The sequence below is a fragment of the Kitasatospora cathayae genome (assembly GCF_027627435.1).
Taxonomy (GTDB): Bacteria; Actinomycetota; Actinomycetes; order Streptomycetales; family Streptomycetaceae; genus Kitasatospora; species Kitasatospora cathayae.
The window spans coordinates 8,242,051-8,267,934 of sequence record NZ_CP115450.1; the positions used below are offsets into that span (position 1 = coordinate 8,242,051).

At 72.5% G+C, this 25,884-nt stretch carries 29 protein-coding genes; 15 read left to right on the top strand and 14 right to left on the bottom strand.

Features of this window, described 5'->3' with window-relative positions; genetic code table 11:
- The first annotated feature begins 158 nt into the window (after positions 1-158).
- The gene (locus O1G21_RS36840; protein WP_270149938.1) at positions 159-2,060 is read left to right on the top strand and encodes an APC family permease; all 1,902 of its coding nucleotides are present in this window, start codon (positions 159-161) and stop codon (positions 2,058-2,060) included.
- A 6-nt stretch (positions 2,061-2,066) separates the two neighbouring features.
- Here the strand turns inward: O1G21_RS36840 and O1G21_RS36845 are convergent, their stop codons facing one another.
- Together O1G21_RS36845 and O1G21_RS36850 are read right to left on the bottom strand one after the other, a co-directional pair.
- The gene (locus O1G21_RS36845) at positions 2,067-2,387 is read right to left on the bottom strand and encodes a hypothetical protein (RefSeq protein ID WP_270149941.1); all 321 of its coding nucleotides are present in this window, start codon (positions 2,385-2,387) and stop codon (positions 2,067-2,069) included.
- 84 nt (positions 2,388-2,471) lie between these two features.
- On the bottom strand, positions 2,472-2,741 hold the full coding sequence (locus O1G21_RS36850; RefSeq protein ID WP_270149943.1) for a GlsB/YeaQ/YmgE family stress response membrane protein: 270 nt from the start codon (positions 2,739-2,741) through the stop codon (positions 2,472-2,474).
- A 276-nt stretch (positions 2,742-3,017) separates the two neighbouring features.
- Between O1G21_RS36850 and O1G21_RS36855 the strand changes: the two genes are divergently transcribed.
- Positions 3,018-3,383 (top strand): hypothetical protein, encoded by a 366-nt coding sequence (locus O1G21_RS36855; protein ID WP_270149945.1) that lies wholly within the window; start codon positions 3,018-3,020, stop codon positions 3,381-3,383.
- A gap of 19 nt (positions 3,384-3,402) precedes the next feature.
- Here O1G21_RS36855 and O1G21_RS36860 read toward each other — a convergent pair whose 3' ends face one another.
- Complete coding sequence (locus O1G21_RS36860; RefSeq protein WP_270149946.1) at positions 3,403-4,203, bottom strand: HEAT repeat domain-containing protein; 801 nt, start codon at positions 4,201-4,203, stop codon at positions 3,403-3,405.
- A 52-nt stretch (positions 4,204-4,255) separates the two neighbouring features.
- Positions 4,256-4,975 carry a TetR/AcrR family transcriptional regulator gene (locus O1G21_RS36865; RefSeq protein ID WP_270149947.1) on the bottom strand — a complete coding sequence of 240 codons (720 nt, stop codon included), beginning with the start codon at positions 4,973-4,975 and terminating at the stop codon, positions 4,256-4,258.
- A 147-nt stretch (positions 4,976-5,122) separates the two neighbouring features.
- Between O1G21_RS36865 and O1G21_RS36870 the strand changes: the two genes are divergently transcribed.
- Positions 5,123-6,334: an FAD-dependent monooxygenase gene (locus tag O1G21_RS36870; protein WP_270149948.1), complete on the top strand. Its 1,212-nt coding sequence runs from the start codon at positions 5,123-5,125 to the stop codon at positions 6,332-6,334.
- On the opposite strand, the gene O1G21_RS36875 is transcribed toward O1G21_RS36870, so the two are convergent.
- Positions 6,318-6,611: a hypothetical protein gene (locus O1G21_RS36875; RefSeq protein WP_270149950.1), complete on the bottom strand. Its 294-nt coding sequence runs from the start codon at positions 6,609-6,611 to the stop codon at positions 6,318-6,320. The genes O1G21_RS36870 and O1G21_RS36875 overlap by 17 nt on opposite strands.
- Before the next feature lie 463 nt (positions 6,612-7,074).
- Here O1G21_RS36875 and O1G21_RS36880 point away from each other — a divergent pair, with 463 nt between their 5' ends.
- Entirely contained in the window at positions 7,075-7,731 is a 657-nt protein-coding gene (locus O1G21_RS36880; RefSeq protein WP_270149952.1) for a CBS domain-containing protein, read from the top strand.
- Positions 7,732-7,878: 147 nt separating this feature from the next.
- Positions 7,879-8,529: a LamG domain-containing protein gene (locus tag O1G21_RS36885; protein WP_270149954.1), complete on the top strand. Its 651-nt coding sequence runs from the start codon at positions 7,879-7,881 to the stop codon at positions 8,527-8,529.
- Positions 8,530-8,554: 25 nt separating this feature from the next.
- Here the strand turns inward: O1G21_RS36885 and O1G21_RS36890 are convergent, their stop codons facing one another.
- Positions 8,555-8,926, bottom strand: a complete 372-nt coding sequence (locus tag O1G21_RS36890) for a hypothetical protein (RefSeq protein WP_270149955.1) — start codon at positions 8,924-8,926, stop codon at positions 8,555-8,557.
- Positions 8,927-9,138: 212 nt separating this feature from the next.
- Between O1G21_RS36890 and O1G21_RS36895 the strand changes: the two genes are divergently transcribed.
- The gene (locus O1G21_RS36895; protein WP_270149957.1) at positions 9,139-9,471 is read left to right on the top strand and encodes an SHOCT domain-containing protein; all 333 of its coding nucleotides are present in this window, start codon (positions 9,139-9,141) and stop codon (positions 9,469-9,471) included.
- A gap of 63 nt (positions 9,472-9,534) precedes the next feature.
- On the opposite strand, the gene O1G21_RS36900 is transcribed toward O1G21_RS36895, so the two are convergent.
- Positions 9,535-9,945 carry an organic hydroperoxide resistance protein gene (locus O1G21_RS36900; RefSeq protein WP_270149959.1) on the bottom strand — a complete coding sequence of 137 codons (411 nt, stop codon included), beginning with the start codon at positions 9,943-9,945 and terminating at the stop codon, positions 9,535-9,537.
- Between the two features lie 158 nt (positions 9,946-10,103).
- On the opposite strand from O1G21_RS36900, the gene O1G21_RS36905 reads away from it, so the two are divergent.
- The 3 genes from O1G21_RS36905 (at position 10,104) to O1G21_RS36915 (ending at position 12,131) form a co-directional block, all read left to right on the top strand.
- Positions 10,104-10,577, top strand: coding sequence for a MarR family winged helix-turn-helix transcriptional regulator (locus O1G21_RS36905; protein WP_270149961.1), 474 nt, complete (start codon positions 10,104-10,106; stop codon positions 10,575-10,577).
- Positions 10,578-10,869: 292 nt separating this feature from the next.
- Positions 10,870-11,439 carry an RNA polymerase sigma factor gene (locus tag O1G21_RS36910; RefSeq protein WP_270149962.1) on the top strand — a complete coding sequence of 190 codons (570 nt, stop codon included), beginning with the start codon at positions 10,870-10,872 and terminating at the stop codon, positions 11,437-11,439.
- A complete protein-coding gene (locus O1G21_RS36915; RefSeq protein ID WP_270149963.1) occupies positions 11,436-12,131 on the top strand; it encodes a hypothetical protein in 696 nt (231 codons plus the stop codon). Before O1G21_RS36910 ends, O1G21_RS36915 begins: the two co-directional genes overlap by 4 nt.
- Before the next feature lie 70 nt (positions 12,132-12,201).
- Here O1G21_RS36915 and O1G21_RS36920 read toward each other — a convergent pair whose 3' ends face one another.
- The 3 genes from O1G21_RS36920 to O1G21_RS36930 form a co-directional block, all read right to left on the bottom strand.
- Positions 12,202-12,870, bottom strand: a complete 669-nt coding sequence (locus O1G21_RS36920; RefSeq protein ID WP_270149964.1) for a GAP family protein — start codon at positions 12,868-12,870, stop codon at positions 12,202-12,204.
- Positions 12,871-13,070: 200 nt separating this feature from the next.
- Positions 13,071-14,483 (bottom strand): argininosuccinate synthase, encoded by a 1,413-nt coding sequence (gene argG, locus O1G21_RS36925; protein WP_270149966.1) that lies wholly within the window; start codon positions 14,481-14,483, stop codon positions 13,071-13,073.
- Positions 14,484-14,762: 279 nt separating this feature from the next.
- Positions 14,763-15,530, bottom strand: coding sequence for a rhomboid-like protein (locus tag O1G21_RS36930; RefSeq protein WP_270149968.1), 768 nt, complete (start codon positions 15,528-15,530; stop codon positions 14,763-14,765).
- Positions 15,531-15,778: 248 nt separating this feature from the next.
- On the opposite strand from O1G21_RS36930, the gene O1G21_RS36935 reads away from it, so the two are divergent.
- Positions 15,779-16,426, top strand: a complete 648-nt coding sequence (locus tag O1G21_RS36935) for a rhomboid-like protein (protein WP_270149969.1) — start codon at positions 15,779-15,781, stop codon at positions 16,424-16,426.
- A 136-nt stretch (positions 16,427-16,562) separates the two neighbouring features.
- Here O1G21_RS36935 and O1G21_RS36940 read toward each other — a convergent pair whose 3' ends face one another.
- Positions 16,563-16,979 (bottom strand): nuclear transport factor 2 family protein, encoded by a 417-nt coding sequence (locus O1G21_RS36940; RefSeq protein ID WP_270149970.1) that lies wholly within the window; start codon positions 16,977-16,979, stop codon positions 16,563-16,565.
- Positions 16,980-17,247: 268 nt separating this feature from the next.
- On the opposite strand from O1G21_RS36940, the gene O1G21_RS36945 reads away from it, so the two are divergent.
- From O1G21_RS36945 to O1G21_RS36965, 5 genes are read left to right on the top strand one after another with little or no spacing between them, the layout of a single operon-like run.
- Positions 17,248-18,615 (top strand): TrpB-like pyridoxal phosphate-dependent enzyme, encoded by a 1,368-nt coding sequence (locus O1G21_RS36945; RefSeq protein ID WP_270149972.1) that lies wholly within the window; start codon positions 17,248-17,250, stop codon positions 18,613-18,615.
- A gap of 10 nt (positions 18,616-18,625) precedes the next feature.
- Positions 18,626-20,434, top strand: a complete 1,809-nt coding sequence (locus tag O1G21_RS36950) for a gamma-glutamyltransferase family protein (RefSeq protein WP_270149973.1) — start codon at positions 18,626-18,628, stop codon at positions 20,432-20,434.
- A gap of 17 nt (positions 20,435-20,451) precedes the next feature.
- Complete coding sequence (locus tag O1G21_RS36955) at positions 20,452-20,940, top strand: VOC family protein (RefSeq protein WP_270149974.1); 489 nt, start codon at positions 20,452-20,454, stop codon at positions 20,938-20,940.
- The gene (locus O1G21_RS36960; protein WP_270149975.1) at positions 20,937-21,908 is read left to right on the top strand and encodes an L-tyrosine 3-hydroxylase; all 972 of its coding nucleotides are present in this window, start codon (positions 20,937-20,939) and stop codon (positions 21,906-21,908) included. The genes O1G21_RS36955 and O1G21_RS36960 overlap by 4 nt, the downstream gene beginning before the upstream one ends.
- Entirely contained in the window at positions 21,898-23,076 is a 1,179-nt protein-coding gene (locus tag O1G21_RS36965; RefSeq protein WP_270149976.1) for an NAD(P)/FAD-dependent oxidoreductase, read from the top strand. Before O1G21_RS36960 ends, O1G21_RS36965 begins: the two co-directional genes overlap by 11 nt.
- A 28-nt stretch (positions 23,077-23,104) precedes the next feature.
- Here O1G21_RS36965 and O1G21_RS36970 read toward each other — a convergent pair whose 3' ends face one another.
- From O1G21_RS36970 to O1G21_RS36980, 3 genes are all read right to left on the bottom strand, one after another.
- On the bottom strand, positions 23,105-23,590 hold the full coding sequence (locus O1G21_RS36970) for an aminoacyl-tRNA deacylase (protein ID WP_270149977.1): 486 nt from the start codon (positions 23,588-23,590) through the stop codon (positions 23,105-23,107).
- Between the two features lie 11 nt (positions 23,591-23,601).
- Complete coding sequence (locus O1G21_RS36975) at positions 23,602-24,147, bottom strand: flavin reductase family protein (RefSeq protein ID WP_270149979.1); 546 nt, start codon at positions 24,145-24,147, stop codon at positions 23,602-23,604.
- A 188-nt stretch (positions 24,148-24,335) separates the two neighbouring features.
- Positions 24,336-25,883 (bottom strand): tryptophan halogenase family protein, encoded by a 1,548-nt coding sequence (locus tag O1G21_RS36980; RefSeq protein WP_270149981.1) that lies wholly within the window; start codon positions 25,881-25,883, stop codon positions 24,336-24,338.
- Position 25,884 lies beyond the last annotated feature (1 nt).

Below are 25,884 nucleotides of genomic sequence, written 5' to 3' on the forward strand. Positions count from 1 at the left end.
GGTCGCCTAGCCTGACCAGGCCCGCCGTCCGGCGGCCTGGGGGTCCGGAACCGTGTGGCGGCCGGCCGAAGTCGTGGACAGGGGTGTACGTGGTCTCGTCGGGTTCGGCCCCATGGGGAACGACTCCTCCGCCGCGGGGCGGGAGGTTCCGGGCCTGGATGCTCGAAGGCCTCTCCGACATGGCCAAGCAGCACCCCGGCCCGCACGCGGAGGCGCCGGGGCACGAGGGCCAGGCCTGGTGGCGGGTGATGTGTCTGACCGGCGTCGACTACTTCTCCACGCTCGGGTACCAGCCGGGCATCGCGGCCCTGGCCGCAGGTCTGCTCTCGCCGGTCGCGACCATCGTCCTGGTGGTCGTCACCCTGCTCGGAGCGCTCCCCGTGTACCGGCGGGTGGCCCAGGAGAGCCCGCACGGGGAGGGCTCGATCGCGATGCTGGAGCGGCTGCTGTCGTTCTGGCAGGGGAAGCTCTTCGTCCTGACACTGCTCGGGTTCGCCGCCACCGACTTCATGATCACCATCACCCTGTCGGCTGCCGACGGCGCCGCGCACCTGGTGGAGAACCCGCACGTGCACAGCCTGCTCGGCGGGAAGCAGATGCTGGTCACGCTGGTCCTGGTGGCCCTGCTCGGCGCGGTCTTCCTGCGGGGCTTCGGCGAGGCGATCGGAGTCGCCGTCGTGCTGGTGGCCGTCTACCTGCTGCTCAACGTGGTCGTGGTGGTCAACGGCCTGTGGCACGTGCTGAAGGCGCCCCACGTGGTCACCGACTGGTCGAGCGCCCTGACGGCCCAGCACGGCAACGCGATCGCGATGATCGGCGTGGCGCTGACCGTCTTCCCCAAGCTCGCGCTCGGCCTCTCCGGCTTCGAAACGGGCGTCGCGGTGATGCCGCACATCAAGGGGGACCCGGACGACACCGAGGAGAAGCCCACCGGCCGGATCCGGGGCGCGCGCAAGCTGCTCACCACCGCCGCCGTGATCATGAGCGTCTTCCTGATCGCGACCAGCTTCATCACCACCGTGCTGATCCCGGCCGAGGCCTTCAGGACCGGAGGGCAGGCGAACGGACGCGCACTGGCCTACCTCGCCCACGAGTACCTCGGCAGCACCTTCGGCACCGTCTACGACCTGTCCACCATCGCGATCCTCTGGTTCGCCGGGGCCTCCGCGATGGCCGGCATGCTCAACCTGATGCCCCGGTACCTGCCGCGCTACGGCATGGCCCCGCACTGGGCCCGCGCGGTACGGCCCCTGGTGATCGTCCTCACCCTGATCGCCTTCCTGGTCACCTGGATCTTCGACGCCGACGTGGACGCCCAGGGCGGCGCGTACGCGACCGGCGTGCTGGTGCTGATCAGCTCGGCCGCGATCGCGGTGACCATCGCCGCTCACAAGGCCGGGCAGCGCCGCTGGCGGTCGGGGTTCGCGGTGATCGCCGCGGTGTTCCTCTACACCACGGGGGCCAACATCGCCGAGCGGCCGGACGGCGTCAAGATCGGTGCCTGCTTCATCGTGGGCATCATGCTGGTCTCCTTCCTCTCCCGGCTCAAGCGGGCCTTCGAACTGCGCGTCACCGACGTGGTGCTGGACGAGGTCGCGGAACGGTTCGTCCGGGACTACATGCACCGCCCGCTGCGCCTGATCGCCAACGAGCCGAACAGCCGGGACCTCACCGAGTACCGCGAGAAGCTCCGCCAGATCCGCAAGGACAACGACATCCCGGCCGAGGACGACCTGGTCTTCGTCGAGGTCACCGTGCTCGACCCGTCCGACTTCGAGGCCGAACTGACCGTGCGCGGCGAGGTGCTGCACGAGCGCTACCGGGTGCTGTCGCTGCAGAGCTCCAGCGTGCCCAACGCACTGGCCGCCCTGCTGCTGCAGGTGCGCGACCTCACCGGGCAGCAGCCGCACATCTACTTCGAGTGGACGGAGGGCAACCCCTTCGCCCAGTTCCTGCGGTTCTTCCTGTTCGGGCAGGGCGAGATCGCGCCGGTGACCCGGGAGGTGCTCCGCGAGGCCGAGCCCGACCGCAGCCGCCGGCCCGCGGTGCACGTGGGCTGAGCCGGTTCAGGCTTCGTCGGAGAAGGGTTCGTCAGACCACCGGAACGACGCCCGGTCGCCGCGTATGTGCAGCAGGAACTCGGCGACCGGCCCGTGCGGGGACACCAGCGTGAGCGTCCCGTCGATCCGGTCGTACGCCCGCTCGAAGGCTTGGAAGTTCTCGGCGTCGACCAGGGCGGCGGACTCGTCGAACCACGGCTTCACCTCGACGAAGCCCGCCTCGGGGACGAATCGGCCGTCCAGCCAGGGGAAGTGGCCGTCGTCCACCACGATCTCACCGAGCAGCTCCCCGCCGCGCAGCAGTTGCCAGCGATCTCCGATGGGCATCGGTACGCCCTCCCGTCCGGGCCCGTCCGGTGAGCCCTGCCGGGAGTCTTGCACCTGCCACTGACATTTCCGTCCGGCGCCCGGTCAGCGGGGCGGGCGGTTCTTGCTCCAGGCCGGTGCCACCAGGGCCACCAGGGCGACGGCGAAGGCGAGTTGGAGGATGTGACGGATCCAGTCGATGCCCGAGGTGTGGCGGACGCCGACCCAGCCGGAGACGGCGTTGCCCAGCCAGGCCCCCGCGGCGCCGAGCAGCATGGTCAGCCACCAGGGGATCGACTGCGGCCCGCGAAGGATCAGCTTGGCGAGCAAGCCGAGCACGAATCCGATGAGCAGAATCCACAGGAGCTGGAACATCGCGGCCCACCTTCCCGGCGCCGCCGGACCGCACCGGTGCGCCGAATCGCCGAAGTCGCGGCTCGTCCCATGATCACCCGGTTCGGCCGAACGGGCACGTCGACGGGAGACGCCGCAGGTGGCGGGCCCGGTGTCGACCGGTCCGGGGGCGGCGGAGGGGGGGCGAGAACGCGCCGCGGGTGGGGCCGGAAACGCACTGTCCGGCTGCTGCTTCGTGCCGATAGGAATGGCTCCTGGCACGCGGACCCGCCGCGTCGCCCGAGAGGAGCCGCCCCCGTGACCCGACTTCGCGCCGCCGTTCTCACCCTCGGCTGTACCGCCGCAGCCCTCACCCTCACCATGGGTACCGCCCAGGCCGCACCCGGCGACACCAGCACCGTCTGCTCCTCGTCGCTGACCCCGGACGGCTTCGTGGACGTCCAGTGGTGGAACAGCGCCGGCTGCGGCTCCGGATTCAACCCGAACACCAAGAAGATCATGCAGCTCACCGGCTACCCGGTCGGCACCGTGGTCAACGCCTGCTCGTCCACCTGGCCGCCGGCCGGCTGGACGATCGTCAGCAGCTTCTACGGCTCGGGCTGCCAGTACTCCTCCGTGCCGAGCTTCAACAACAACTCCTGGCAGCTGAAGCGCGTCTCCTGAGGCCGGACCAGCCCGAGTCTCAGAGCGCCCGGACGTCCTCGACGGCCTCGCGGACGTCCGGGTGCGGGTCCTCGGCCAGGCGGTCCAGCAGTTCGGCGACGCCCGGTGTGGACCAGCCCTGGACGGCCCAGACCAGCTCGCGGCGGACGGCCGGGTCGGGGTGGGCGGCCAGCCGGGCGAGGCGGTCCACCGGGCCGCGGCGGCGCAGGCCGAACCAGTGCAGGGCGGCCCGCAGCGCGGCCGGGTCGCCGGGCTCGCCCGCCGCCTCGAGCCGCGCGAGCAGGACGGGCACGGGCGGCGGCGGGCCGTCCAGCGGGTGCGGATGACGCTCGCGCAGCCGCCGGCTGCCGTACTCGCCGCGGATCCGGCAGCCGAAGCAGGTGCACGGGCGGGTGCCGTGCGCGCCAGGGAGGTAACGCCAGCCCGCGACCTGCGGCACCGCCCGGATCCGGTGCACCTCGCGGGCGCCCACCGCGCGCGGCACGACCACCTCCCAGCCGCGCGGGTCCGGCAGGGCGGCGATCCGCGCGACCGCCTGGGCGGCGGACAGCCACCGCTGGGCGTCCTTGGCGCGGTCGCGGTAGTGCCCGACCAGCACCTGCTGCGCGTCGTCCAGGCGGACGTGCACCGCGGCCAGCGAGCCCTTCGGGCCGAACCGGGCCAGTTCGCGCAGCCACTGGTGGGTGAGGGTGTAGGAGGGCAGCACCGGGAAGCAGTACACCCCGCGCACGCCTCCCTGGGCCCGGCTGTCGGCCCGGATTCCGGCGCGGCGGATGCGCGGCGTGTTCGCCGCGGCCGTCAGGTGCACGAACATCGCCATGGGAGCGGATGGTAGTTGTCCGGGCGGCCCCGGATCGACGGGTTTTCGGTGCTTACACCGGCGGCTCCTGGGCGGTGCGGCGGCTGATCAGGGCGGCCAGACCGTCCAGGATGCGGGCCAGGCCGAAGTCCAGGGCCTGATCGCGCCCGTCCGGGTCGGCCATCGCGGCGGCCACGGCGGGGTAGCGGTCGGCGTGCCGGTGCACCACGGTGCCGAGGGCGGCGAGGAGTTCGGCCTCGGGGGAGCCGTCCGGGCCGGCCGCGCGGGCCTGCTCCGCGATGGTGCGCACGTGCCCGGCGAGCAGCACGGCGGCGTCCATCCGCTCGGCGCCGCTCAGTCCGCGGCCGTCGAGGGCGGCCACCACCCGCTCCAGCCAGGCGAGTTCGTTCGGGCCGAGCACCCGGGGGCCGAGGGTGGCGTCCAGCAGCCACGGATGCCGGGCGAAGGTCTCCGCCAAGTGGTGGGCCCAGGCGGTGAGTTGCTCCCGCCAGTCGAGGGCGTCCGGGGCGGCGGGAGGCTCGCCGACGGCCGACTCGACCATCAGCGCGACCAGCTCGGCCTTGCCGGGGACGTAGCGGTAGAGCGACATCTTCGTGAAGTCGAGCAGCCCGGCCACCTTCTGCATGGAGACCGCGCCCAGCCCTTCGGCGTCCGCCACCTCGACACCCGCGGCGGCGATCCGCTCCAGGCTGAGGGCGGGCTTCGGCCCGCGGGTCGGTCGGGCGGGTCGCTCCCAGAGCAGCCGCACCGTGTCGTTCGCCGCCTCGCCCATCGTCCGCTCCCGTCCCGGGGGTTGCCTGTCCGCGTCAACTGTGTCTATCGTACACAGCAATGAACAGTGTCCTGCGGACACAGTTTCTCGAGCCTCAGAACTCAGACCTCTGACCTCGGACCTCAAACCTCGGATGGAGTGGTTTCCATGAGCGCTTCCCCCCGCACCCGCGTGCTGATCTCGGGCGCGAGCATCGCCGGCCCCGCCCTGGCCCACTGGCTCGGCCGGTACGGCTTCGAGGTCACGGTGGTCGAACTCGCCCCGGCGCTGCGCGGAGGTGGGCAGAACGTCGACTTCCGCGGACGCACCCACCTCACCGTGCTGGAGCGGATGGGCGTGCTGGAGGAACTGCGCGCGCTCGACACCGGTGGCAGCCCGCTCGCCTTCGTGGACCAGGAGGGGCGCCAACTGCTGCACCTGCCGGCCGACTTCGCGGGCGGCGAGCTGGAGATCCCGCGCGGGGAGCTGGCCCAGGTGCTGTACCGGCACGGCAACTCCCGCGCCGAGTACGTGTTCGGCGACTCCGTCGAGGCCCTGGAGGAGACGCCGAGCGGCGTGCGGGTGGCCTTCCGGCGCGGCGCACCGCGCGAGTTCGACCTGGTGATCGGCGCCGACGGCCTGCACTCCACCGTGCGGCGGCTCGCCTTCGGGCCCGAGCAGCGGTTCGTCCGCCACCTCGGCTACTACGCGGCCACCTGGCAGCTGCCCAACGACGACGGTCTGCCGGTCGGCGGGGTGGGCCTGAACGTCCCCGGCCGGCTGATGTCCGTCGGCGCCGACCACCGCGACCCGGCCAGGGCGGGCGCCTTCTGCGTCTTCGCCTCGCCCGAACTGCGCTACGACCGGCACGACATCCGGCAGCAGAAGGGGCTGATCCGCGCCGCCTTCGCCGGCCTCGGCTGGCGGGTGCCGCAACTGCTGCGGAGCCTGGACGCCGCCCCCGAGCTGTACTTCGACTCGATCAGCCGCGCCGACGTCCCCAGTTGGTCCATCGGTCGGGTGGCCCTGCTCGGTGACGCCGCCTGCGGCGCCACCATCGGCGGGATGGGCACCGGGACGGCGGTGGTGGCCGCGTACGTGCTGGCGGGAGAGCTGGCGCTGGCCGGTGGCGACCACCGGGCCGCCTTCGCCCGGTACGAGGAGCTGCTGCGCGGCTACGCCCGGGGCTGCCAGAAGGGCGGGGACCGGACCGGCCCGTTCCTGGCGCCGCGCACGGCGACCGGGCTAAGGGTGCGCAACGGGCTGCTCAACCGGCGGTGGGTGCTGAACCGGATGCTGGAGCTGGGCAAGCAGGTGTCCAGCGTCGAACTGCCGGACTACCCGGCGCTGTTGGAGGCTCGGGTCAGTGCGGCGGGCTGATCCGGGTGCCGTTGTCGAGGAGCGTCTCGACCTGGACGGCGGCCCGGGCGGGTCGCTCGACCGAGAGGGTGTGGTCCGGGGCCGGGCGGTCGGCCGACCAGTCCGGGCCCTTGACGGTGAGCCGGGTGACCCGTCGGCTGCCCGCCGCGAGCAGGTGGTCGGCGCCCTGCGGGGAGCGCCACCACGTCCAGGCCACGGTGGCCGGCTCGAACCGGCTGCACGACCGGCCCGGCCCGCCGCCGGTGCGCTGCGGACCCCGGGCGGAGGGCAGCAGCACGGCGGTGGCCGCACTGCCCTCGCCGGTCCAGCGGTCGGCGGGCAGGGCAGGTAGGCGAGCCGGACCAGCCTGCGGTAGTGGTGCACCAGCGAGTCCTCCGCCTCCGCCACCGGGCGCGCCGCACCACTCCGGGCCGCCGGTGCCACGCCCGCCGTCCGTCCTGCCAACCGGGCCTCCCGGTGCCGTCAGTACAGTCAGTACAGTCAGTGCCGTCGTGGTGGACGGTCCAACGAGTCGATCATGTGATGGTTGCGCCGTCCGGGTTGGAGGTTCTGTCACCGGGGCCCGGAGGAGCGCCGGCGGATCGTTCGGCGGAGGAGTGTTCGCACGTCGGGGGCCATTGGTCCCACCCGTTCGGCCCCTTGGCCCCTGGCGGTTCGCGCGGTCGGAGGCCATGCTGCGGGTACCGGCCTGGACGATCCGCGCCCGGTCGGACCAGCGTCGTTGGACGAGGTGAACCGGCGTGCCGCATGCCACCGTCGAATCCGTGATGACCAGCCCCGTGGTCCGGGTCGCCCCCGAGACCGGCTTCCGGGAGATCGTCACCCTGCTGACCGAGTACGACATCACCGGGGTGCCGGTGGTGGACCCGGACGGGCGGCCGCTCGGGCTGGTGTCGGAGGCGGACCTGCTGCGCACGCTGGCCGCGCAGGAGGATCCGGGCAGCCTGCTGCCCGCGCCCGAGTCGGCGCGGGTGGGTCATGGCGGCGAGGTCACGGCGGCGGACCTGATGACGGCGCAGCCGGTCTGCACCACGCCCGACACCAGCGTGGTCGCGGCGGCCCGGCTGATGAGCCGGCACGGGCTCAAGCGGCTGCCGGTGCTGGACGAGGAGGGGCGGGTCATCGGGATGGTGAGCCGCGGGGACCTGCTGCGGGTGTTCCTGCGTGAGGACCGGGTGATCCGGCGGGAGATCGTCGAGGAGGTGCTCGGCCGGATCGACGGGGTGAGCCCGGCGGAGATCGGGGTGGAGGTCGACCAGGGCCGGGTGGTGCTCAGCGGCACCGTGCCCGAGCCGCACCTGGTGCCGATCGTGCTCAACCTGTGCCGTTCGGTGGACGGGGTGGTCTCGGTGACCGACCGGCTCCGGACCGGGGGCGCCACCACGTCGGTCGGCTGATCGTCCCGCCTGCCCGGTCGCTCCCGTTCGTCCGGACCGCCCCGGACTGCGAAGGTCCGGTTCGCATACTGCGGAACGTATCGGGTACTCACTCTGTGTGCCCGGCGGTTCGGATGGCCGGGGCACCGGAGCATTGGGGAGGCGGCCGTGGCAGTCGTGTTCGACGCGGACTTCACTTCGACCAGGCAGTGGATCGCCGGGCGCAGCAGCGCGTACCCCCGGATGGGGCCGACCAACCGGAGCGACCACAAGCTCGACTACCTGAGCCCCGAGTACTGTCCCGGCGGGGTGTTCTCCGCCGTGCGGCGGCGCACCGGCGGACTGTGGACGTGCAACCTGCTGACCACCGAGGGCAGTCCGGAGGGCTTCCAGGTCCGTGCCGGGGACGTACTGTCGGCGCGGGTCACCCTGCCGTTCGAGCTGGGCGCCTGGCCGGCGATCTGGACCTGGCGGGACGGCGGCAACGAGGTGGACGTCTTCGAGTACCACCCGGACAACCCGGACCTGTTGGAGATCTCCAACCACGTCCGGGGCGGCTTCCGGTACTGGCACGGCGGTGCCGTCGGGATCGGTCCGGGGGCGAGCTTCGGCCTGCGGGTGGTGTTCGGCGCGCACTCGGTGGACTGGTACGTCGAGGACGAGCTGGTCTACGCGGACCTCCGCGGGGTCGGCTCCAGTTGGCACGCCTACCTGATCGTCAACCTGTCGGTGGCCGACGGGACTTACCACGAGCGGCCGCCGTTCGGCGGGCCGGACCGGATGAGCTGGGTCTGCGAGAGCCTGACGGTCGAGCGCTGAACCCCGTCGGGCGCGGTCGGCGCCGTCAGGGCGCGAAGGCGGCGGTGATCGGGCCGCCCGGGCCGGAGCGTTGGAACCAGACCGCCCGGCGGTGCGGGCCGATGTGCGCGGGGTCGGTGACGTACAGGTCGTCGCGCGGGGCGCGTTCGTTGCCCGGAGCCAGCGCGGCGTCCACGGCGCGGTCGGCGAGCGCGCGCAGCAGGGCGGCGGCGGTGGCCTCGGCGGCGCTGGGGGCGATCGCGAGGGCGGTGAGCTCGGCCCAGAGCGCGGTGGACACGTAGCCGATCGGGGAGTGGTTGAGCGCGGGGTGGGGGTGGAGGTCGGCGTGGTGGCGGAGCGCCCCGGCCGCGACGAGCTGCTCGGGGGAGCGGTGGTCGTCGGGCGGATGGTGGTTCATGGGCGGCAACGCTACCCCCGGTGGGCGGGGCGGGATCGCAGGAACGTTTTTTCAGGCTTTCTTCACGGCGCTTTGACCGGTCGCGGGCGCACGATGGTGATAGGGCGCTGATCATCCCGGTGCGGTGCGAGTGGCTCAGCCCGTACCGCACCCCGGGCGGTGACGGTGCCGAACACCTCGGCGGGCCCGGTGGGTCGGAGGAGGAGGACCTGATGAGGCACTGGCATTGGCACGGCTACGGGCCCGGCCACGGAGGGCCGGGGGGCTGGGGCATCGCCCTGATGGCGATCATCGCGTTGCTCGTCCTGGCGGTGCTGGTGCTCCTGGTCGTCGCCCTGTTCCGGTACGTCTCGCGCTCGCGGCAGCCGATCCCGCACGGGCCCGGTGCTGCGGGCGTCGGTCCCGGCGGGCCGGGTGGCTGGGCGCACGGGCCCACCCCGGAGCAGGTGCTCGCGGAGCGGTTCGCGCGCGGCGAGATCGACGCGGAGGAGTACCGGCAGCGATTGGACACGCTGCGCTCGCCGGACGGGCCGGGCGGCGGCTGACCGGGGGCTTGGGGGCGGTGGGGTCCGCCGCACGCGGGGTGCGGCGGACCCCACCACTCCGCGCTACTCGACGACCAGCTCGACCGGGATGTTGCCCCGGGTGGCGCGGGAGTACGGGCAGACCTCGTGCGCCTGCTTGACCAGCTGCAGACCGGTCTCGCCCTCGAGCGAGTCGGGCAGTTCGACGCGCAGCACGACGGACAGGCCGAAGCCGGCGTCGTCCTTGCCGATGGAGACCTCGGCGGTCACCGAGATCTCGCCGGTGTCCACCCGGGCCTGCCGGCCGACCAGGCCGAGGGCGCTGGCGAAGCAGGCGGCGTAGCCGGCCGCGAACAGCTGCTCGGGGTTGGTGCCCTGGCCGCTGCCGCCGAGCGCGGGCGGCATCGCGAGGGCGAGGTCCAGCTGGCCGTCCGAGCTGACGGCGCGGCCCTCACGGCCGTTGGCGGTGGCGGCTGCGGTGTAGAGCGCGTCCATGGTGGGTCCCTTCGTGGTGCGCGGTCCGTGGTGTGCGGAAGCGTGCGAAGTCGTCGGTGCTTCGGCGGCGGTACGGCTGCCGACTGCTCCACAAGTAGAGCACGCAATTCAATTGCGCACAACTAAATCGCGCGACTGTGATCGGTACCATTGGGTTCATGACCACGCTCCCCGGCATGGCGGACGAGGAACTGCTCCGCCTGGACCAGCAGATCTGCTTCTCGCTCAACGCCGCCTCGCGCGCCTTCGGCGGCGTCTACCGGGTCCTGCTCCGGGACCTCGGGCTCACCTATCCGCAGTACCTGGTCATGCTGGTGCTCTGGGAGGACGGCGACCTGTCGGTCAAGCGGATCGGCGAGCGCCTGCGGCTCGACTCCGGCACCCTCTCCCCGCTGCTGAAGCGGTTGGAGGCGGCCGGACTGGTGCGTCGCGAGCGCAGTCCGGAGGACGAGCGGTCGGTCACCGTCGGCCTCACCGTCGAGGGATCGGCGCTGCGCGCACGGGCCGGGCAGGTGCCGCGTCGGCTGCTCGCGGCGACCGGGCTGCCGGTCGAGGACCTGGCCGCGCTGCACGCGCTGCTGGAGCGGGTGACCGTCGCGCTGGACTCGGCGGAGGTGGAGCCGGCGCCGTAGGCCGCCATGCGGCCGGTGTTTCCGCCGATCGCCGCAGCGGGGTCGCGGGGCTTGTCAAGCCGGTGGTCGACGGAGTGTGATCTGGGTCACGTCCGGCTCGTCGGATGGCGTTCCATGTGCGCGAACGGGCAGCTCAGCGGTGCTGTTCGAAAGTGAACGGAAACGTTCGCCAATTGCCCGCCCGATCCGGTCAACAACCCGCGCCTCCCGGACGGTTACACCACGAGCCCCCAGAGGGCCGTCGGCGTGCCATCCGGTGGGCCGGCCAGCTGACCCAGGAAAGGGGGCGCGTGTGAACACTCCCGGGCCGGGCGGGGAGCGGAGCCTGCGGGCCGACCCGCTCGACGACCTGCCGAACGACTTCGAGGCGTTCTTCACCCGCGAGAACACCGGCTACCTCCGCTACGCCCAGCAGCGCCTGCGCCACCGGGAGGACGCCCAGGACGCCGTGCAGAACGCCGGCGCCACGCTCTACAAGAACTGGCGCCGCGCCCTGGCCAGCGAGGACCCGCAGGCCTTCGCCTTCAAGATCGTCAAGGACGCGGTGGTCGACGTCCTGCGCGAGCGCCGCCGCGCCGAGCGCAAACGGCTGCGAGTGATCGCCCAGCGCCGCCCCGACACCAGCCAGGACGAGCTGGAGGAACTCGCCGAGCTGGACGCCCTGGACTGGGCGATGGACGAGCTCGCCCGGGCCGCGCCGATCCAGGCCGACGTCGTCCGGCTGCGCCAGGCGGGCCTGTCCTATCCCGACATCGGCCGGTCGCTCGGCATCGCCCACACCACCGCCCGCACCTATTACAGCCTCGGGCGGCGCCACCTGGACTACCTGCTGGAGCACCCGGACGACGGACAGGCGCCATGAGGGGCACCGAGCTGCTGCGCGCACACGCCGCCGAGCTGGCGCAGGAATGCCGCGACCACGACCCGGCGGCCTTCACCCGCGGGCTGGCCGAGCGGCTGGCCGCCGGCCGGCGGGCCGTCCCGACCGGGCGCGAGCGCCCCGCCCGGCCGCCCACCGTCGCCCGGCCGCCGCACGCCCCCGCCGCTGGCGACCACCCCTGGGGCGCCGGGCGGTCCGACCTGCGGCGCGACCTGCGGCACCTGTGCGCGGGGGTGGTCGGCGCGGTGGAGCCCGGGGAACTGGCCCTGGACCTCGAACTCGCCGAGAAGGCCGCCTTCCGCACCCTCGGCTGCCTGCTCTACGGCATGGGTCGCACGGCGGACGGGGTCTTCTGGTGGCGGATCGCCACCCAGTACGGCGACCAGCTGGCCGTCCACTGCCTGGCCGTGCACTACGCCGCCGAGGGCGAGCGGCGCGACGCGGCCCGCTGGGCCGCCGAGGCCGAGGACCTCAGCGACCCGGGCCGGCTGCCGGAGCTGGCACCGGCGGCCCGCCCGGGCCGCGCCGCCGAGCTGGCCCGGCTGCTGGCGGAGCGGTACGACGGGGAGATCCTGCTGACCCTGCGGGGCGCGGTGGCGGCGCGCCCGGGGGCCGATCCCGGGCGGCTCGGCGTACGGGCGGTGCGGGGGCGCGGGGTGGTGCGGATCCGGTGAGGGGGCGTGGCGCGCGCGGGGTGGTGCCGATCCGGTGAGCGGCTGGGGCAAGGGTGAGGCGGGGTGCCGGTCAGGTGAGCCCGGAGAGGGCGCCGCCGAGGTAGTCGGCGCCGAGCACGACCGGGACGGCCGTCATGATCGCCGCGTGGTGCGCGGCGGTCCAGGCGCGCCATTCGCCGAGGGCGCGGAGCGAGCGGTCGGCGCCGCGGAGCTGGACGGCGAGCGGCAGGAGGGTGCCCAGCGAACCGATCAGCACCATCAGGGCGGCGGCCAGGACCTTCGCACCGGTGCCGGGCGGAGCGGCGGCGATCGAGGCGGCGCCGCCGATGGCCGGGAGCAGGGTCTTCGGCCGGGCCACGACCAGGGCGACGGCGAGCCCGGCGGACCTGGCGGGGGTGAGGCGGTCGATCCCCAGCAGCCACGCCGGGGGTGCGGTGACGTGCCCGGGCCGGGGACGGTCGCGCCACTGCTCGGCCGCCAGCAGGAGCAGCGCGGCGCCGAGGACGAGCTTCAGCCAGGACGACCAGGTCGGTTCGCCATTGCCCGGGTTCAGCGCGCTGCCGGCCGCCACCACCAGGGCCACGACCGCCGCCAGGCCGAGCACCCAGCCCGCCGTGAACGCGAGCCCGTTGGACCGGCCGCGGGGCGAGGCGAGGATCAGGAGCACGACGATCAGTGGCAGCGGACTGAGCGCGACCGCCACCGCCGAGGCCAGCATCGGGCCGATCGCCTCACCCATCCCCGGACCTGCCTTCCCGTCGCCGGGCACCGTCCGCCATTCAGCTACCACCGGGGGCGGAGCGCACGGCCGGTACGGCCGTTCGGGTGAGGGCGGCCGCCTCGCGGTGCGCTGCTGCGCGGTGGCGCCGAACGCCCGGGGGCCGCCGCACCGGTGTGGTGCGACGGCCCCCGGGACCGGCTGCGACGGGCGGCGCCCGGTCAGTCGGTGCCGGACTCCATCGCCGCGTGGTCGAGCGCGGTGGGCTCCGCCTCGTTGCCGGTGCCGGAGGCGATCGGCGCCGCGCCGCCCGGCGCGAGCTCGCCGATCAGGCCGCTCCACTGCGCCAGCTGGCCGTGGCCCGCGTACTGCTCCAGCTTGCTGCGCGAGTCGGCGATGTCCAGGTTCCGCATGGTCAGCTGGCCGATCCGGTCGTCCGGGACGAAGGCGGCGTCGACGCTGCGCTCCATCGACAGCTTCTCGGGGTGGTAGCTGAAGTTCGGACCCTGGGTGTCGATCACCGAGTAGTCCTGGCCGCGCCGCAGCCGCAGCGTGACGCTGCCGGTGACGGCCTGGCCGACCCACTTCTGCAGGCTGTCGCGCAGCATGAGCGCCTGCGGGTCGAACCAGCGGCCCTCGTACATCAGCCGGCCGAGGCGCCGGCCCTGGGTGTGGTAGGTGGCGAGGGTGTCCTCGTTGTGGATGGCGTTCAGCAGGCGCTCGTAGGCGATGTGCAGCAGCGCCATGCCGGGGGCCTCGTAGATGCCGCGGCTCTTGGCCTCGATGATCCGGTTCTCGATCTGGTCGGACATGCCCAGGCCGTGCCGCCCACCGATCCGGTTGGCCTCGTGCACCAGGTCGACCGCGGAGCCGAACTCACGGCCGTTGATCCGGACCGGCCGGCCGAACTCGAAGTCGACGGTGACGTCCTCGGTCTGGATCTCGACGGCCGGGTCCCAGAAGGCGACGCCCATGATCGGGGCGACGATCTCCATCGAGGTGTCCAGGTACTCCAGCCGCTTGGCCTCGTGGGTGGCGCCCCAGATGTTGGCGTCGGTGGAGTAGGCCTTCTCGGCCGAGTCCCGGTACGGCAGGTCGCGCTCGGCGAGCCACTCGGACATCTCCTTGCGGCCGCCGAGCTGGTTGACGAAGTCCTGGTCCAGCCACGGCTTGTAGATCCGCAGGTTCGGGTTGGCGAGCAGGCCGTAGCGGTAGAACCGCTCGATGTCGTTGCCCTTGTAGGTCGAACCGTCGCCCCAGATGGAGACGCCGTCCTCCTGCATGGCCCGCACCAGCAGGGTGCCGGTCACGGCGCGGCCGAGCGGGGTGGTGTTGAAGTAGGTCTGCCCGGCGGAGCGGATGTGGAAGGCACCGCAGGCCAGGGCGGCCAGGCCCTCCTCGACCAGCGGGGCCCGACAGTCGATCAGGCGGGCCTGCTCGGCGCCGTAGGCGCGGCCACGGGCGGGGACGTCGGCGAGGTTCGGCTCGTCGTACTGGCCGATGTCGGCCGTGTAGGCGTAGGGGACGGCGCCGTGCTCGCGCATCCACGCGACCGCGACGGAGGTGTCCAACCCACCGGAGAATGCGATGCCGATCCGTTCACCGACCGGCAGCTTGCTCAAGACCTTCGACATGCATGCACCCTTGACCCACCCGCGCGGGCGCGGGCTCCTGATTTAGCGACGTGTGAGGGGATTCGGCCTGATTGATCCGATGCCCGCACTCTGGCATAGATTTGCAGAGTACCGCAAGAGCATACGAACGCGTCGACCGGGGCGGCTGCTCGCGGGGCCGCGTTGCGGTGGCCTTCGGTCGGGTCAATTCAGGTGGATCGCAGGCGGGTTGGGGCGGGAGGCGGGTCGGGCCGGACTCCCCGGTGGGGGAGTCCGGCCCGACTGCGGTGCGGTGTGGTGTCAGGGAATGGGATCCGGGCCCGCGCCCGGTTCCCGGCGACCCGGTTCTCGGCGGTCTGGTTCTCGGCGGCCCTGGCGGGCGGCGCGGGCGAGCAGCCAGGGGGAGCGGGAGGCGAGGACGCCGAGCCCGAGGGCCACCAGGTGCCCGGCGTCGGCCAGTTGCTGGTCCGTCGCCCAGGCCCCGGCCAGTGCCAGGGCGAGGGCCGGCAGGCCGTACCGGCGCAGCACGGGCGGTCCCAGGGCGAGCAGGCAGCCGGCGGTGGCGACCAGTCCGTAGCTGATCCCCACGTCCCGGGCCCGGGAGAGCGCGCCGGGGATCCGGGCGATCAGCATCACCCACATGGCGCCCTCGGTGAGCAGGGTGGCGCCCAGGTGTCCGAAGACGAAGACCGCGCCCGCGCGGGCCGCACCCCAGCGCCACTCGGCCAGGCCCAGGACCACGGCCACGGCGGCGATGCCGGCCCACGCCGGGACTCCGTCGACCACCAGGCCACTGGTGAACAACGTCCACCACTTGCCCACTTCCATGTGGTGGACGTTGCTGCTGTTGTGCCGGACGAACCGGGCCCGCTCCGCGTGGCTCTGGGTAGCGAGCCAGGAGGCGGTGACGGTCAGCAGGACGACGTAGACCGTGGTGAGTCGCAGACGGCGGGCCGTGCTGACGGCGGTCGCTCTGAGGGAGGCCGTTCCGGCGGCCTGGCGCCGGGCGGCGGCCGAGTCGGTGTCGGTCGGGTCGGCCGGTCTCGTCGTTCCGAGGCGGTCCCTCATCGTGCCTGGCGCCCTCGCTGTGCGGTGTCCGGTGTCGGCGGCTCCATGGGCGGCCGGAGACCCAGCCTATGTCACTCGGGGGAGGCGGCCGTCGCGGCTGTCATCCGCCCGGGCGCCCCGGCGGTCTCCGGGCGGCGGGCGGGCGGCGCGGAGATCGGTGGCGGGGGAGGATCACCCGAACGGGTCGGCGCGGCGGCGGGAGGAACCCGGGCCGGGCGAGGGTGAGGGGGACCGTCGAGGAGGCGCCGATGACCGGCAGCACCACCGGGGTGCCGCAGGCGCACCGGACGGCCTGGTGGGCACGTGCGGCCCGCGCGACGTGGCGCTACGTCCGGCGCGCCCCCGGCACCTACATCTGGCTGGCGATCCTGCTGGTCACCACGGAGGTGATCCGGCACGTCGACGCGGCGACCGCCGACCGCATCCTGCACCGCCGCTCGACCAACCTGCACCACCTCCAGGTCTCGCCGGTCCGGGTGCTGGCGACCAGCGCGCTGTGGATCGCGGGCGGCGGCTGGCTGAGCTACTTCGCGCTGTACAACCTCTTCCACGTGCCCGCCGAGCGCTGGCTGGGCACGCTGCGCTGGATCTCGGTGGCGATGCTGGCGCACGTCGGCGCCACCTACCTCAGCGAGGGCCTCCTCGGCTGGGCGATCCACCGCGGCCTGGCGGCGCCGAGGGCCGTCTACACGCTCGACTACGGCGTCAGTTACGCGCTCGCCGGGGTGGTCGGGGTGCTCACCTACCTGATCGTGCGGCCCTGGCGGTACCTGTACCTGGCGGGGGTGCTGGCCGTGTACGTCGTCGGCGTCTTCCAGGGCCGGGACTACACCGGCATCGGTCACCTCAGCGCGGCGCTGATCGGCCTCGCCTGCTACCCGCTGACCAGGCGTTGAGCGGAGAACGGCCTGAATCGGGGCTGGAGGAAACCGGTGCCGGCGGGCTGCGCCCGGTCGACCTCGGCGAGGCCTGCCTCGGCGGCCTGATCGTCCGCCCGGTCCGGCGGCCGTCGACGGGCCGGCCGTCCGGGCGTCAGTTCCTGGCGGTGGCCTGGTAGGCGAGGAACTTCCACTTGCCGTCCACCCGTGTCCACACCGCGAGCGACCGGTTTTCCAGTTTCCTGTGCACGCCGTTCACCGACAGGTCGGCCCGCATTTCGCCGATCACGATGGCCGTGTCCCCGATCACCGTGATCCGGTCTATCGGATGCTCGATCCAGTGGTACACGAAGAAGCCGCTCGCGCATTTCGTGAGATAGGAATCCAAAGTGTCGAGCGTTCCACTGGAGTGCGTGTAGGCGAGTTCCGGATGGGCGATTTCGGCGAACCCGTCGAGATCGCCCGTGACGAGCGCTTCGAAGCGACGGTTCTCCAGGGCCCTGATGTCATCGGCATCGGCATCGGCGCCGGAACCGGAATCAGCCTCGCGGTCGGCATCGGTTTCGCTCATGGAATTGCCCTCCAGCGTCCGGGGGAGACGGCACGGTTCCGCGACGACGCCCCAGTCTCACCTCGCGGGGCCGGGTCTGTCGAGCATCGATCTCCCGGCGACCGCCTTCCGGCAAATCCGACGAGCAGGCGCACGACTTTCGGGCTAGTCCCTTGTAGGGAACCTCTTTTCGAAGGTCGGGCCGAACGGCCGAAGATCGCATAACTCCCGTGTTCATACGATGCGCAGGAGTCATCGAAACCCCGGCCCTCGATGAAGGAGGAACCCTGTGCGGAAACGAGTCCTGCTGTCAGAGAACGACCTGCCCGACCGCTGGTACAACATCATTCCCGACCTGCCCGCTCCGCTTCCCGGCCCCCTCAACCCGGCGACGCTGGAGCCGCTGAAGCCCCAGGACCTGGCCGAGCTGCTGCCGCAGAAAATCATCGAGCACGAGTTCACCCGGGAGCGCTGGGTGGACATCCCCGAAGAGGTCCGCGAGGTCTACAAGATCTGGCGTCCGTCCCCCCTGGTCCGGGCATCGCAGTTGGAACGCTCCCTCGACACCCCGGCACGCATCTACTTCAAGTACGAGGGCGTGTCGCCCTCCGGCTCGCACAAGCCCAACACCGCGGTGGTCCAGGCCTACTACGCGGCGCAGGAGGGGGTCCGTCGGCTGACCACCGAGACCGGCGCAGGGCAGTGGGGCTCGGCCCTGTCCTTCGCCGGTTCCCTCTTCGGGCTGGAGGTCAACGTCTACATGGTCAGGGCCTCCTTCGAGCAGAAGCCGTACCGCAAGTCGCTGATGCAGAGTTGGGGAGCCCAGGTCTTCGCCTCGCCGACCAGCCGGACCGAGGCCGGCCGCGCCATCCTCACCCGGGACCCGGAATCCTCCGGGAGCATCGGCATCGCCATCAGCGAGGCCGTCGAGGACGCCCTGAGCCGGGACGACACCAAGTTCGCGCTCGGCTCGATCATGAACAACGTCCTGCTGCACCAGTCCGTGATCGGGCTGGAGGCGAAGAAGCAGATGGAGATCATGGGGGACTACCCCGACGCGGTGATCGCCTGCGTCGGCGGCGGTTCCAACTTCGCCGGGCTGACCTACCCGTTCCTGCAGGACCGGCTGAACGGCGACCGCCCCCACACCCGGTTCATCGCGGCGGAGCCGGAAGCCTGCCCCACGCTCACCCGCGGCAAGCTGGCCTACGACTTCGCCGACACCGCCGGGCTGACTCCTCCGCTCTACATGCACACCCTCGGGCACGACTTCATCCCGGGCTCGATCCACGCCGGCGGCCTGCGGTACCACGGCGACGCGCCGAGCCTGTGCCTGCTCAAGGAGCACGGGCTGATCGAGGCCCGCGCCTTCCCGCAGACAGACGTGTTCGAGGCGGCCGTCCGCTTCGCCCGCAGCGAGGGCTTCGTCATCGCGCCCGAGTCGGCCCACGGGCTGCAGGCGGCCGTCATCGAGGCGCTGGCGGCCCGCGAGGCCGGCGAGCAGCGGGTGATCCTCTTCAACATCTCCGGACACGGCAACTTCGACCTGGCCGCCTTCGACGCCTTCCTGGCCGGCGCCCTGGAGAACCCCACCGTCACCGACGAGCAGATCGTGACTAGCCTGAGCAACCTGCCGTCGCCGGCGGCCGCGGTCTGAGGCCGCCGACATGGTGATGACGCGCCCCGAACTGCGCGGCACGTTCGGCGCGGTCTCCTCCACCCACTGGCTCGCCTCGGCGGCGGGCATGGCGATGCTGGAGACCGGTGGCAACGCCTTCGACGCCGCCGTGGCGGCCGGCTTCGTGCTGCAGGTCGTCGAACCGCATCTGAACGGGCCCGGCGGTGACGTGCCGATCATCGGCTTCGACGCCCGCACCGGCCGTGCCTCGGTGATCTGCGGGCAGGGACCGATGCCGCTCGCCGCCACGCCCGCGGCCTTCCACGACCTGGGCCTCACCCGGATCCCCGGCTCCGGGGTACTGCCGGCCACCGTGCCCGGAGCGTTCGGGGCCTGGCTCAAACTGCTCGAGGAGCACGGCACGCTGACCCTGCGGCAGGTGATCTCCCCCGCGATCGGGTACGCCGCCGACGGCTACCCCCTGCTGCCCCGGGCCGCCGAGGCGATCGAGGTCCTGGCACCGCTCTTCCGCGAGGAGTGGGCGGAGTCGGGCCGCACCTACCTCGTGAACGGTGCCCCGCCGGCCGCCGGTTCACGGATGCGCAACCCCGCGCTCGCGTCGACCTACCAGCGGATCCTCCGCGAGGCCGAAGCCGCCGGAGCGGGCCGTGAGCAACAGATCCGGGCGGCCCACGCGGCGTTCTACAGCGGTTTCGTCGCGGAGGCCATCGACACCCACCTGCGGCACACCGAGATCCTGGACGCCACCGGGCGGCGCCACCGCGGCCTGCTCACCGGTGACGACCTGGCCCGCTGGATGCCGCCGACCGAGAACACCACGAGCTACCACTATCAGGGCCTGGAAGTGCACAAGCCCGGCCCCTGGTCCCAGGGACCGGTCTTCCTCCAGCAACTGGCACTGCTGGAGGGCTTCGACCTGACCGCGATGGGCCTGGACAGCGCCGACTACCTGCACACCGTCACCGAGTGCGCCAAGCTGGCCTACGCGGACCGGGAAGCCTGGTACGGCGATCCCGACTTCTCGGACGTGCCGGTCACCGCCCTGCTCGACCGCGACTACAACGAGCAACGCCGGAAACTGATCGACGACCGCGCGGCCGCCGAGCTGCGCCCCGGCTCCCCCCGCGGTCTCGAACCGCGGATCCCCCGGCTGGACGGCCCCGAGCCGCCACATGGCGCGGAGTGGCAACGCCAGCTGTCGGCCGGGCTCCCCACGGTGGTCCCGCCCGTACTGGCACGGACCGAAGCACGCGGGGACACCTGCTGCCTGACGGTGACCGACCGGCACGGCAACACGGTGGCCGCCACGCCCAGCGGCGGCTGGCTCAAGAGCTCCCCGGTGATCCCGGGCCTCGGCTTCGCACTCGGCACCCGTGGCCAGATGGCCTGGCTGGACCAGGGGCACCCGAACGCGCTGGCACCGGGGAAACGCCCCCGGACCACACTGAGCCCCACCCTGGTCCTGGCCGACGGCCGGGCCCGGCTCGCCTTCGGCACGCCGGGCGGGGACCAGCAGGACCAGTGGACGCTCGGCTTCTTCCTGGCCCACGTCCACTTCGGACTCGACCTGCAACGCGCCGTCGAGACCCTCGCCTTCCACTCCGAGCACGTGCCGAGCTCCTTCACACCCCGCACCAGTCAGCCGCGCACCATCCGGATCGAGCGACGCTGCCCGGACCCGGTGACGGCCGAACTCCGGCGCCGGGGACACGAGGTCGAACCCGTCCCCGACTGGTCGCTGGGCAAGGTGTGCGCCGTGGGGAGCGACCCGGACGCCGGCCTGATCCGCGCGGCCGCGTCCCCGAGGGGCGAGCAGGCCTACGCGATCGCCCGATGAAAGGACATCCGAACCCCGTGAACGCCGTACGACCTCCCGCCGAACCGCTCCGGGCGGCCCTGCACCACGTCGCGGTCGAGACCGCCGACCTCGACAACTGCGTGGCCTGGTACACCGAGTTCTTCGGCGGCACCGCCGCCTGGACCCTGGACGAGTTCTCCGACCTGACCCGCAGCAGGCTGCCCGGCATCGTCCGGCTCACCGAAGTGGTGGCCGCCGGCACCCGGTTCCACCTGTTCACCCGCTCGGACGACTACACCCTCCCGCAGCCGGACGTGCCGCAGTTCCAGCACCTGTGCCTCGCCGTCCCGTCGGCGGCCGAGCTGGAGCAATGGCGCGCCCGCTGGCAGCGGCTCTTCGCCTCGGGACGCTTCGTCTTCGCCCGGCCGGATCCGCCGACCGAGATCGTCGTGGACGACGACAAGGTCAGCAGCCTCTACCTCTACGACGTGAACGGACTGGAGTTCGAGTTCACCCACGTGCCGGCGGAGGCGGAGGGACGGTGACCAGCACCGACGGCGTCTCCACCACCGCCCAGCTGGAAGCCGCCGTCAACCGGTACGGAGGCCGACCCTACGGACTGGAACCCCTGTTCCTGCCGGTCGAAGCCGGGCCGCTCGGGCAGCGTGCCGCGGACGGGGAACTGTGCGGACGGTACCCCGAACTGCTGGGCTACGAAGCGGCCACCGACCCGCCGCAGGAACTGGACCGCCCCGGCTCGCCCGACGAGCTGTTCTGGTTCCGCTGGATCACCGGCCACCAGCTGACCTTCGTCCTGTGGCAGGAGCTCGGGCGGCTGGCGGCCGCCGCCCCCGCCGCCCAGGACCCCGTGGACGACGCGCGGGCGGCGACCCGCCTGATCCGCGGCTACTCGGGCCTGCTCCTCTACGCCGCCTCCTGCACCCGGGACGTCTACCAGCGGGTCATCAGGCCCAGCATGGCCCTGCACCACCCCCGGTTCACCGGGGCCTGGGCCCGCGACTACGCCCCGGTACGCCCCCTCCTGCGCGGCCGGACGCCCGCCGCCTGGAGCGGGGAGGAGGCGGCACTCACCCACGAAACCGAGCTCAACAACGCCGTGCACGAGGGGATCGGCGGCAAGCTGGTCCCCGGAGCGCCATCGCTTCTGCAGACGGCGAGCAACGGCCAGATGCTGCCGCGCGACGTCTGCGCGGTCCTGTTCGACACCTACTTCCTCACCCTCCGGGCCCCCGCCGAACCGGGCGAGGTCGCCGCGCAGCTGCTGCGCCGGGTCAGAGCGGTGCAGAACGACCTGCGGACCAACGGGCTGTACCCGGACTTCGCCTCCAGCCGGCACGAGAAGCCGCCGTCGCTGACCACGCCGGAGGTCGTGGCGATCGAAGGAGAGATCCCGCCGATCCTGAACCGCATCGCCCGCGACGCCGTGCGCTGCGGGGAAACCGTGCACGTCAACGCACTACCGGGAGGGGAGAGCGCATCCCATGTCACCTGACGTGATCGTCGTCGGCGGAGGCATCGCCGGCTGTTCCTGTGCCGACCGACTGGCCTCCCGCGGCCTCGACGTCCTGCTCCTGGAGCGCGGCGCGCTGGCCAGCGGCGCGACCGGCCGCAACCAGGGCGGCCTCCTGCCCAGCCCCGTACCCGCCGCCGGCGCCCTGTACGCGGAGGCGGTGGCCTACTACCGACAGGCCGAGGACGAGGGGGACGTACCGTTCGGGCTGCGCGAGCACGGCTACCTCCTGGTGGCCCGGGACGAGGACGGCCTGGAGCGGGCCCGCGGCCACGGGCGGGCGCTGACCGAGGGCGGATTCGCCTCCACCGCGATCGGCACCCGCGAGCTCCTGGAGCTCGAGCCCGGTCTCGCACCCGATCTGGCCGGCGCCGTGGTCGTGCAGGGCGCCCACGCCCTGCACCCGGTCCTGGCCGCCACCGCGCTCGCGGAGCGGGCACGGCGCGCGGGCGCGCGGATCCGCACCAACAGCCCGGTGCGGGGCCTGCTGCGCCGGGGCGAGCGGGTCACCGGTGTCATCACCGACGACGGCCCGCTGTCGGCGGGCGCCGTCGTCCTCGCCGCAGGACCGTGGTCCCGGAGCCTGGCCCACCAGGCCGGCGCGGACCTGCCGGTCTTCGGCGCGCGGGGATGGCTGGTGCGCACCGTCCCCGTCACGAGCACGACGTTCCGCCACACCCTCATGCAGTCCACCTGGCACGGCTCCACGGGACTGCGCAAGCAGGGACTGCCACTGCTGACGGAGGTGACGGGCGCCGTCACGCAGGAAGGCACCCAGGTCGTCTTCTCCCTGCAGCCGCTGCCCGGCGGCGACGTGGTGCTCGGTTCGAGCAGCAGCCCGGCCCTGCAGCTCAACGAGGCCCAGGACGGCGAGCGGACGGCCGCGCTGATCGTGGCGGCCGCCGCCCGCCACGCACCGGCACTGGCCAAGACCGCGGTGCGCGAGATCTGGGCGGGTGTGCGCCCGATGTCCCCCGACGGCCTGCCGATCGTGGGGCCGGCACCGGGGGTGCCGGGGCTCTGGTTCCTGTCCGGCTACGGGATCGACGGCATGCCGCTCGCCCCCGGCACCTCACGGTTGCTGGCCGACCTGATCGATGGTCACCGTCCGCTGCAGGCGGAGGAGTTCAGCCCCGAGAGGTTCGGCTGACGAAGTCGGCGGCAGCGGTGCCCGCCGATCACGAGGACAGTTCCTCGATGGCCGGTTTGACCAGCTCGATCAGCCGCGCCGCCTCGATCCGCACCGTCCGGTCGGCCCGGCCGCTGCCGCAGTAGACGACGTCCATGCCGGCCACCGAGGCGTCGAAGACGACGGTCACCCCCGGGCGGTCGCACACCGGGCTGGCGCCACCCGGTTCCATGCCGAGCAGGCCGAGCTCCTGCGGGTCCGCCTGGCGCAGGCTCGAACGGGACACGCCCGCCGCCCGGGCCAGCCGGCCGTAGTTGACCCGGGCGGTGACCGGCAGCGCGGCGAGCACGAAGGTGCCGTCCGCGGTCCTGAACACCATCGTCTTCAGCAACTCTTCGGTGGCCAGGCCGAGTTTGGTCTCGGCGTCGTGCCGGCCGACGATCGGCACGTGGTCCAGCACGGTGAACGGCACGCCGGAGTTGCGGAGCACCTCCTCGGGCGACAGGACCACATCGTCACGCACTGACTCTGACATCTGACTCCTCGTCAGTCGGGAGGCTCCACGGTACCGTCCGTGGGCCACACCGCGTACCGCCGAAGACCGTACAGCAGCGGAGTGTCTCCGGCGCCGGCGAGGAAACGGGCGCGGAGCACCCGCCCGAGCACGACGGTGTGGTCGCCGACCTGCTGCGTGCTCTCCACCCGGCAGTCGCCGACGGCGAGCGCGGCCTCCCCGAGGTGCGGTCCTCCCGCCAGCTCGGGCAGGTGCCACGCCGTTCGCAGGAACCGGTCCGGATCACCCGAGGAGAACACCTCCGCCACGTACCGGGCCGCGTGGTGCAGGAAGTTGACACTGAACGTGCCCGTCTCGGTGAGCGCCCGCAAGGTGGGGCTGCCACTGCGGACGCACACCAGCAAGGTGGGCGGATCGAGCGAGACGCTGCACAGGGACGAGCAGGTCATGCCCCACGGCCGGCCATCGGCGTCCAGCGCGCCGATCACCACCACTCCCGTGGGAAACAGGGACATCAGACTGCGGAAGTCCCGTTCGCCGACGGGTACCCGGTGCACGGCCGCATCAGGCGTGGTCATCCGGCAGCAACTCCTTGGAGCTCTCGGGAAGGGGCGGCGCCCCACGAGGCGCCGCCCCGGGACCACCGGACCGACGGCGATCTCCCCGACGACGGGGCTGCCGGAACAGGCCCGCCGTGCCGCGCGCCAGGCGTGCCGCGACGAGGACGACGGCCAGGATCGCCACGGCCCGGAGCAGGGCCGTCATCTCAGCGCAGCCTGGACAGGTACTCGGCCTGGCTGGGCAGCGTCTTCAGCAGCGCCTGCGCCTGCTCGCGCACGCGGCTCAGTTCGTGCTGCGCCCGGGCGGCGTCGAAGAGGTCCAGGGCCGGCGGATGGTGCAGCGGGATCCCGCCGAGGCCGAGGGCCATGCAGACGTACGAGTAGGGCTCGAAGGCGTGGTAGTACGGGTAGGTGGTGTCGTTGTCCGGGAGCTTGCCCTGCCACTGCTCCAGGCGCCAGGCCATGTCGTCGGGAACCGCACGCCGCTTGGCGTCGCGCCAGTAGTCGTTGTCCGCGCGGGCGGCGCCCCGGTAGTGCAGGATCAGGAACTCGCGCACCCCCTCGATCGCCCTGGCGACGCTGAGGTTGTAGCCGTCCCGCAGCACGCTCTCGCGCTCGGTGCCGGGGAAGTACCTGACCAACTGCTCGATCGCGTGCTGGATCAGGAAGATGCCGGTGGACTGCAGCGGTTCCACGAAGCCGGCGGACAGCCCGATCCCGACGCAGTTGTTCACCCAGGCCCGTCGGCTGCGCCCGATGCGCATCCGGATGTGGTTGGCCTCCAGGCCGTCCGCCGCGGGGCCGACGAATTCGCGCAGCACGCGCTCGGCCTCCTCCGGCTCGCAGTAGTCCGCGGCGTACACGTAGCCGGTGCCGATGCGGTCGAGCAGGGGGATGGTCCAGATCCACCCGGCGTCCTGGGCGGTGGCGGTGGTGCAGGGCCGGATCCCCTCGACGGCGGTGTCGACCGGAACGCGAAGCGCCACCGCGCGGTCGTTGGGCAGGGCGTCCTGGAAAGAGATGAACGGCTCGTCGAGGGCCTGTCCGAGCAGCCTGCTGCGGAACCCGGAGCAGTCCACGTAGAGGTCCGCGCGCAGCTCGCCGTGCCCCTTGGTGACGAGGTGGTCGATCCAACCCCGTTCGTCCAGGCGCACGTCCACCACGTCGTCGATGATCTGCCGCACTCCGCGCTCGACCGCGTAGCGGGTCAGGAAGTCGGCGAGCAGCGAGGCGTCGAAGTGGTAGGCGTACGGGAACTGGGTGTTCTGCTCGGCGAGGGTCGTCCGGTAGGGCTGGCGGTCCGGGTCCTCCGCGAAGTCCTGCTCGAAGAGCCGGCCGTCGAGGTGGCGGGGGGAGGCCTTGGCGTCACAGAGCCAGGGGATCAGGAAGCAGTCGTGGTCGAAGCGTTCGGTCGGCCGCAGCCGCTGCCACCAGTCGGTGAGCGGCACTCCGTCGACGATCCGCATGCGTTCGAAGGGGTGGTAGAAGACGTCGCCCGGTGCCCGCCAGTCCTCCAGGCGCACCGCGAGCTTGTACGTGGCGTTGCATTCCGGCATCCAGTCCGACTCGCTGAGGCCCAGGTAGTCGAAGAAGTGCCGGACCGTGCTGAAGGTCGCCTCCCCCACGCCGATCGTGCCGATGCGCCGGGATTCGACGACGGTGACGTCGATGTTGTTCCCGAAGGCCGCCCGAAGATAAGCGGAGGCCATCCAACCGGCTGTTCCGCCGCCCAGTACCACAACACTCTGCTTCATG

Coding starts and splice junctions, on each gene's coding strand:
- O1G21_RS36840 (WP_270149938.1), top strand. CDS start 159: ATGCTCGAAGGCCTCTCCGACATGGCCAAGCAGCACCCCGGCCCGCAC.
- O1G21_RS36845 (WP_270149941.1), bottom strand. CDS start 2,387: ATGCCCATCGGAGATCGCTGGCAACTGCTGCGCGGCGGGGAGCTGCTC.
- O1G21_RS36850 (WP_270149943.1), bottom strand. CDS start 2,741: ATGTTCCAGCTCCTGTGGATTCTGCTCATCGGATTCGTGCTCGGCTTG.
- O1G21_RS36860 (WP_270149946.1), bottom strand. CDS start 4,203: ATGGCGATGTTCGTGCACCTGACGGCCGCGGCGAACACGCCGCGCATC.
- O1G21_RS36865 (WP_270149947.1), bottom strand. CDS start 4,975: ATGGGCGAGGCGGCGAACGACACGGTGCGGCTGCTCTGGGAGCGACCC.
- O1G21_RS36870 (WP_270149948.1), top strand. CDS start 5,123: ATGAGCGCTTCCCCCCGCACCCGCGTGCTGATCTCGGGCGCGAGCATC.
- O1G21_RS36890 (WP_270149955.1), bottom strand. CDS start 8,926: ATGAACCACCATCCGCCCGACGACCACCGCTCCCCCGAGCAGCTCGTC.
- O1G21_RS36895 (WP_270149957.1), top strand. CDS start 9,139: ATGAGGCACTGGCATTGGCACGGCTACGGGCCCGGCCACGGAGGGCCG.
- O1G21_RS36900 (WP_270149959.1), bottom strand. CDS start 9,945: ATGGACGCGCTCTACACCGCAGCCGCCACCGCCAACGGCCGTGAGGGC.
- O1G21_RS36905 (WP_270149961.1), top strand. CDS start 10,104: ATGACCACGCTCCCCGGCATGGCGGACGAGGAACTGCTCCGCCTGGAC.
- O1G21_RS36915 (WP_270149963.1), top strand. CDS start 11,436: ATGAGGGGCACCGAGCTGCTGCGCGCACACGCCGCCGAGCTGGCGCAG.
- O1G21_RS36920 (WP_270149964.1), bottom strand. CDS start 12,870: ATGGGTGAGGCGATCGGCCCGATGCTGGCCTCGGCGGTGGCGGTCGCG.
- argG (WP_270149966.1), bottom strand. CDS start 14,483: ATGTCGAAGGTCTTGAGCAAGCTGCCGGTCGGTGAACGGATCGGCATC.
- O1G21_RS36930 (WP_270149968.1), bottom strand. CDS start 15,530: ATGAGGGACCGCCTCGGAACGACGAGACCGGCCGACCCGACCGACACC.
- O1G21_RS36935 (WP_270149969.1), top strand. CDS start 15,779: ATGACCGGCAGCACCACCGGGGTGCCGCAGGCGCACCGGACGGCCTGG.
- O1G21_RS36940 (WP_270149970.1), bottom strand. CDS start 16,979: ATGAGCGAAACCGATGCCGACCGCGAGGCTGATTCCGGTTCCGGCGCC.
- O1G21_RS36950 (WP_270149973.1), top strand. CDS start 18,626: ATGGTGATGACGCGCCCCGAACTGCGCGGCACGTTCGGCGCGGTCTCC.
- O1G21_RS36965 (WP_270149976.1), top strand. CDS start 21,898: ATGTCACCTGACGTGATCGTCGTCGGCGGAGGCATCGCCGGCTGTTCC.
- O1G21_RS36970 (WP_270149977.1), bottom strand. CDS start 23,590: ATGTCAGAGTCAGTGCGTGACGATGTGGTCCTGTCGCCCGAGGAGGTG.
- O1G21_RS36975 (WP_270149979.1), bottom strand. CDS start 24,147: ATGACCACGCCTGATGCGGCCGTGCACCGGGTACCCGTCGGCGAACGG.
- O1G21_RS36980 (WP_270149981.1), bottom strand. CDS start 25,883: ATGAAGCAGAGTGTTGTGGTACTGGGCGGCGGAACAGCCGGTTGGATG.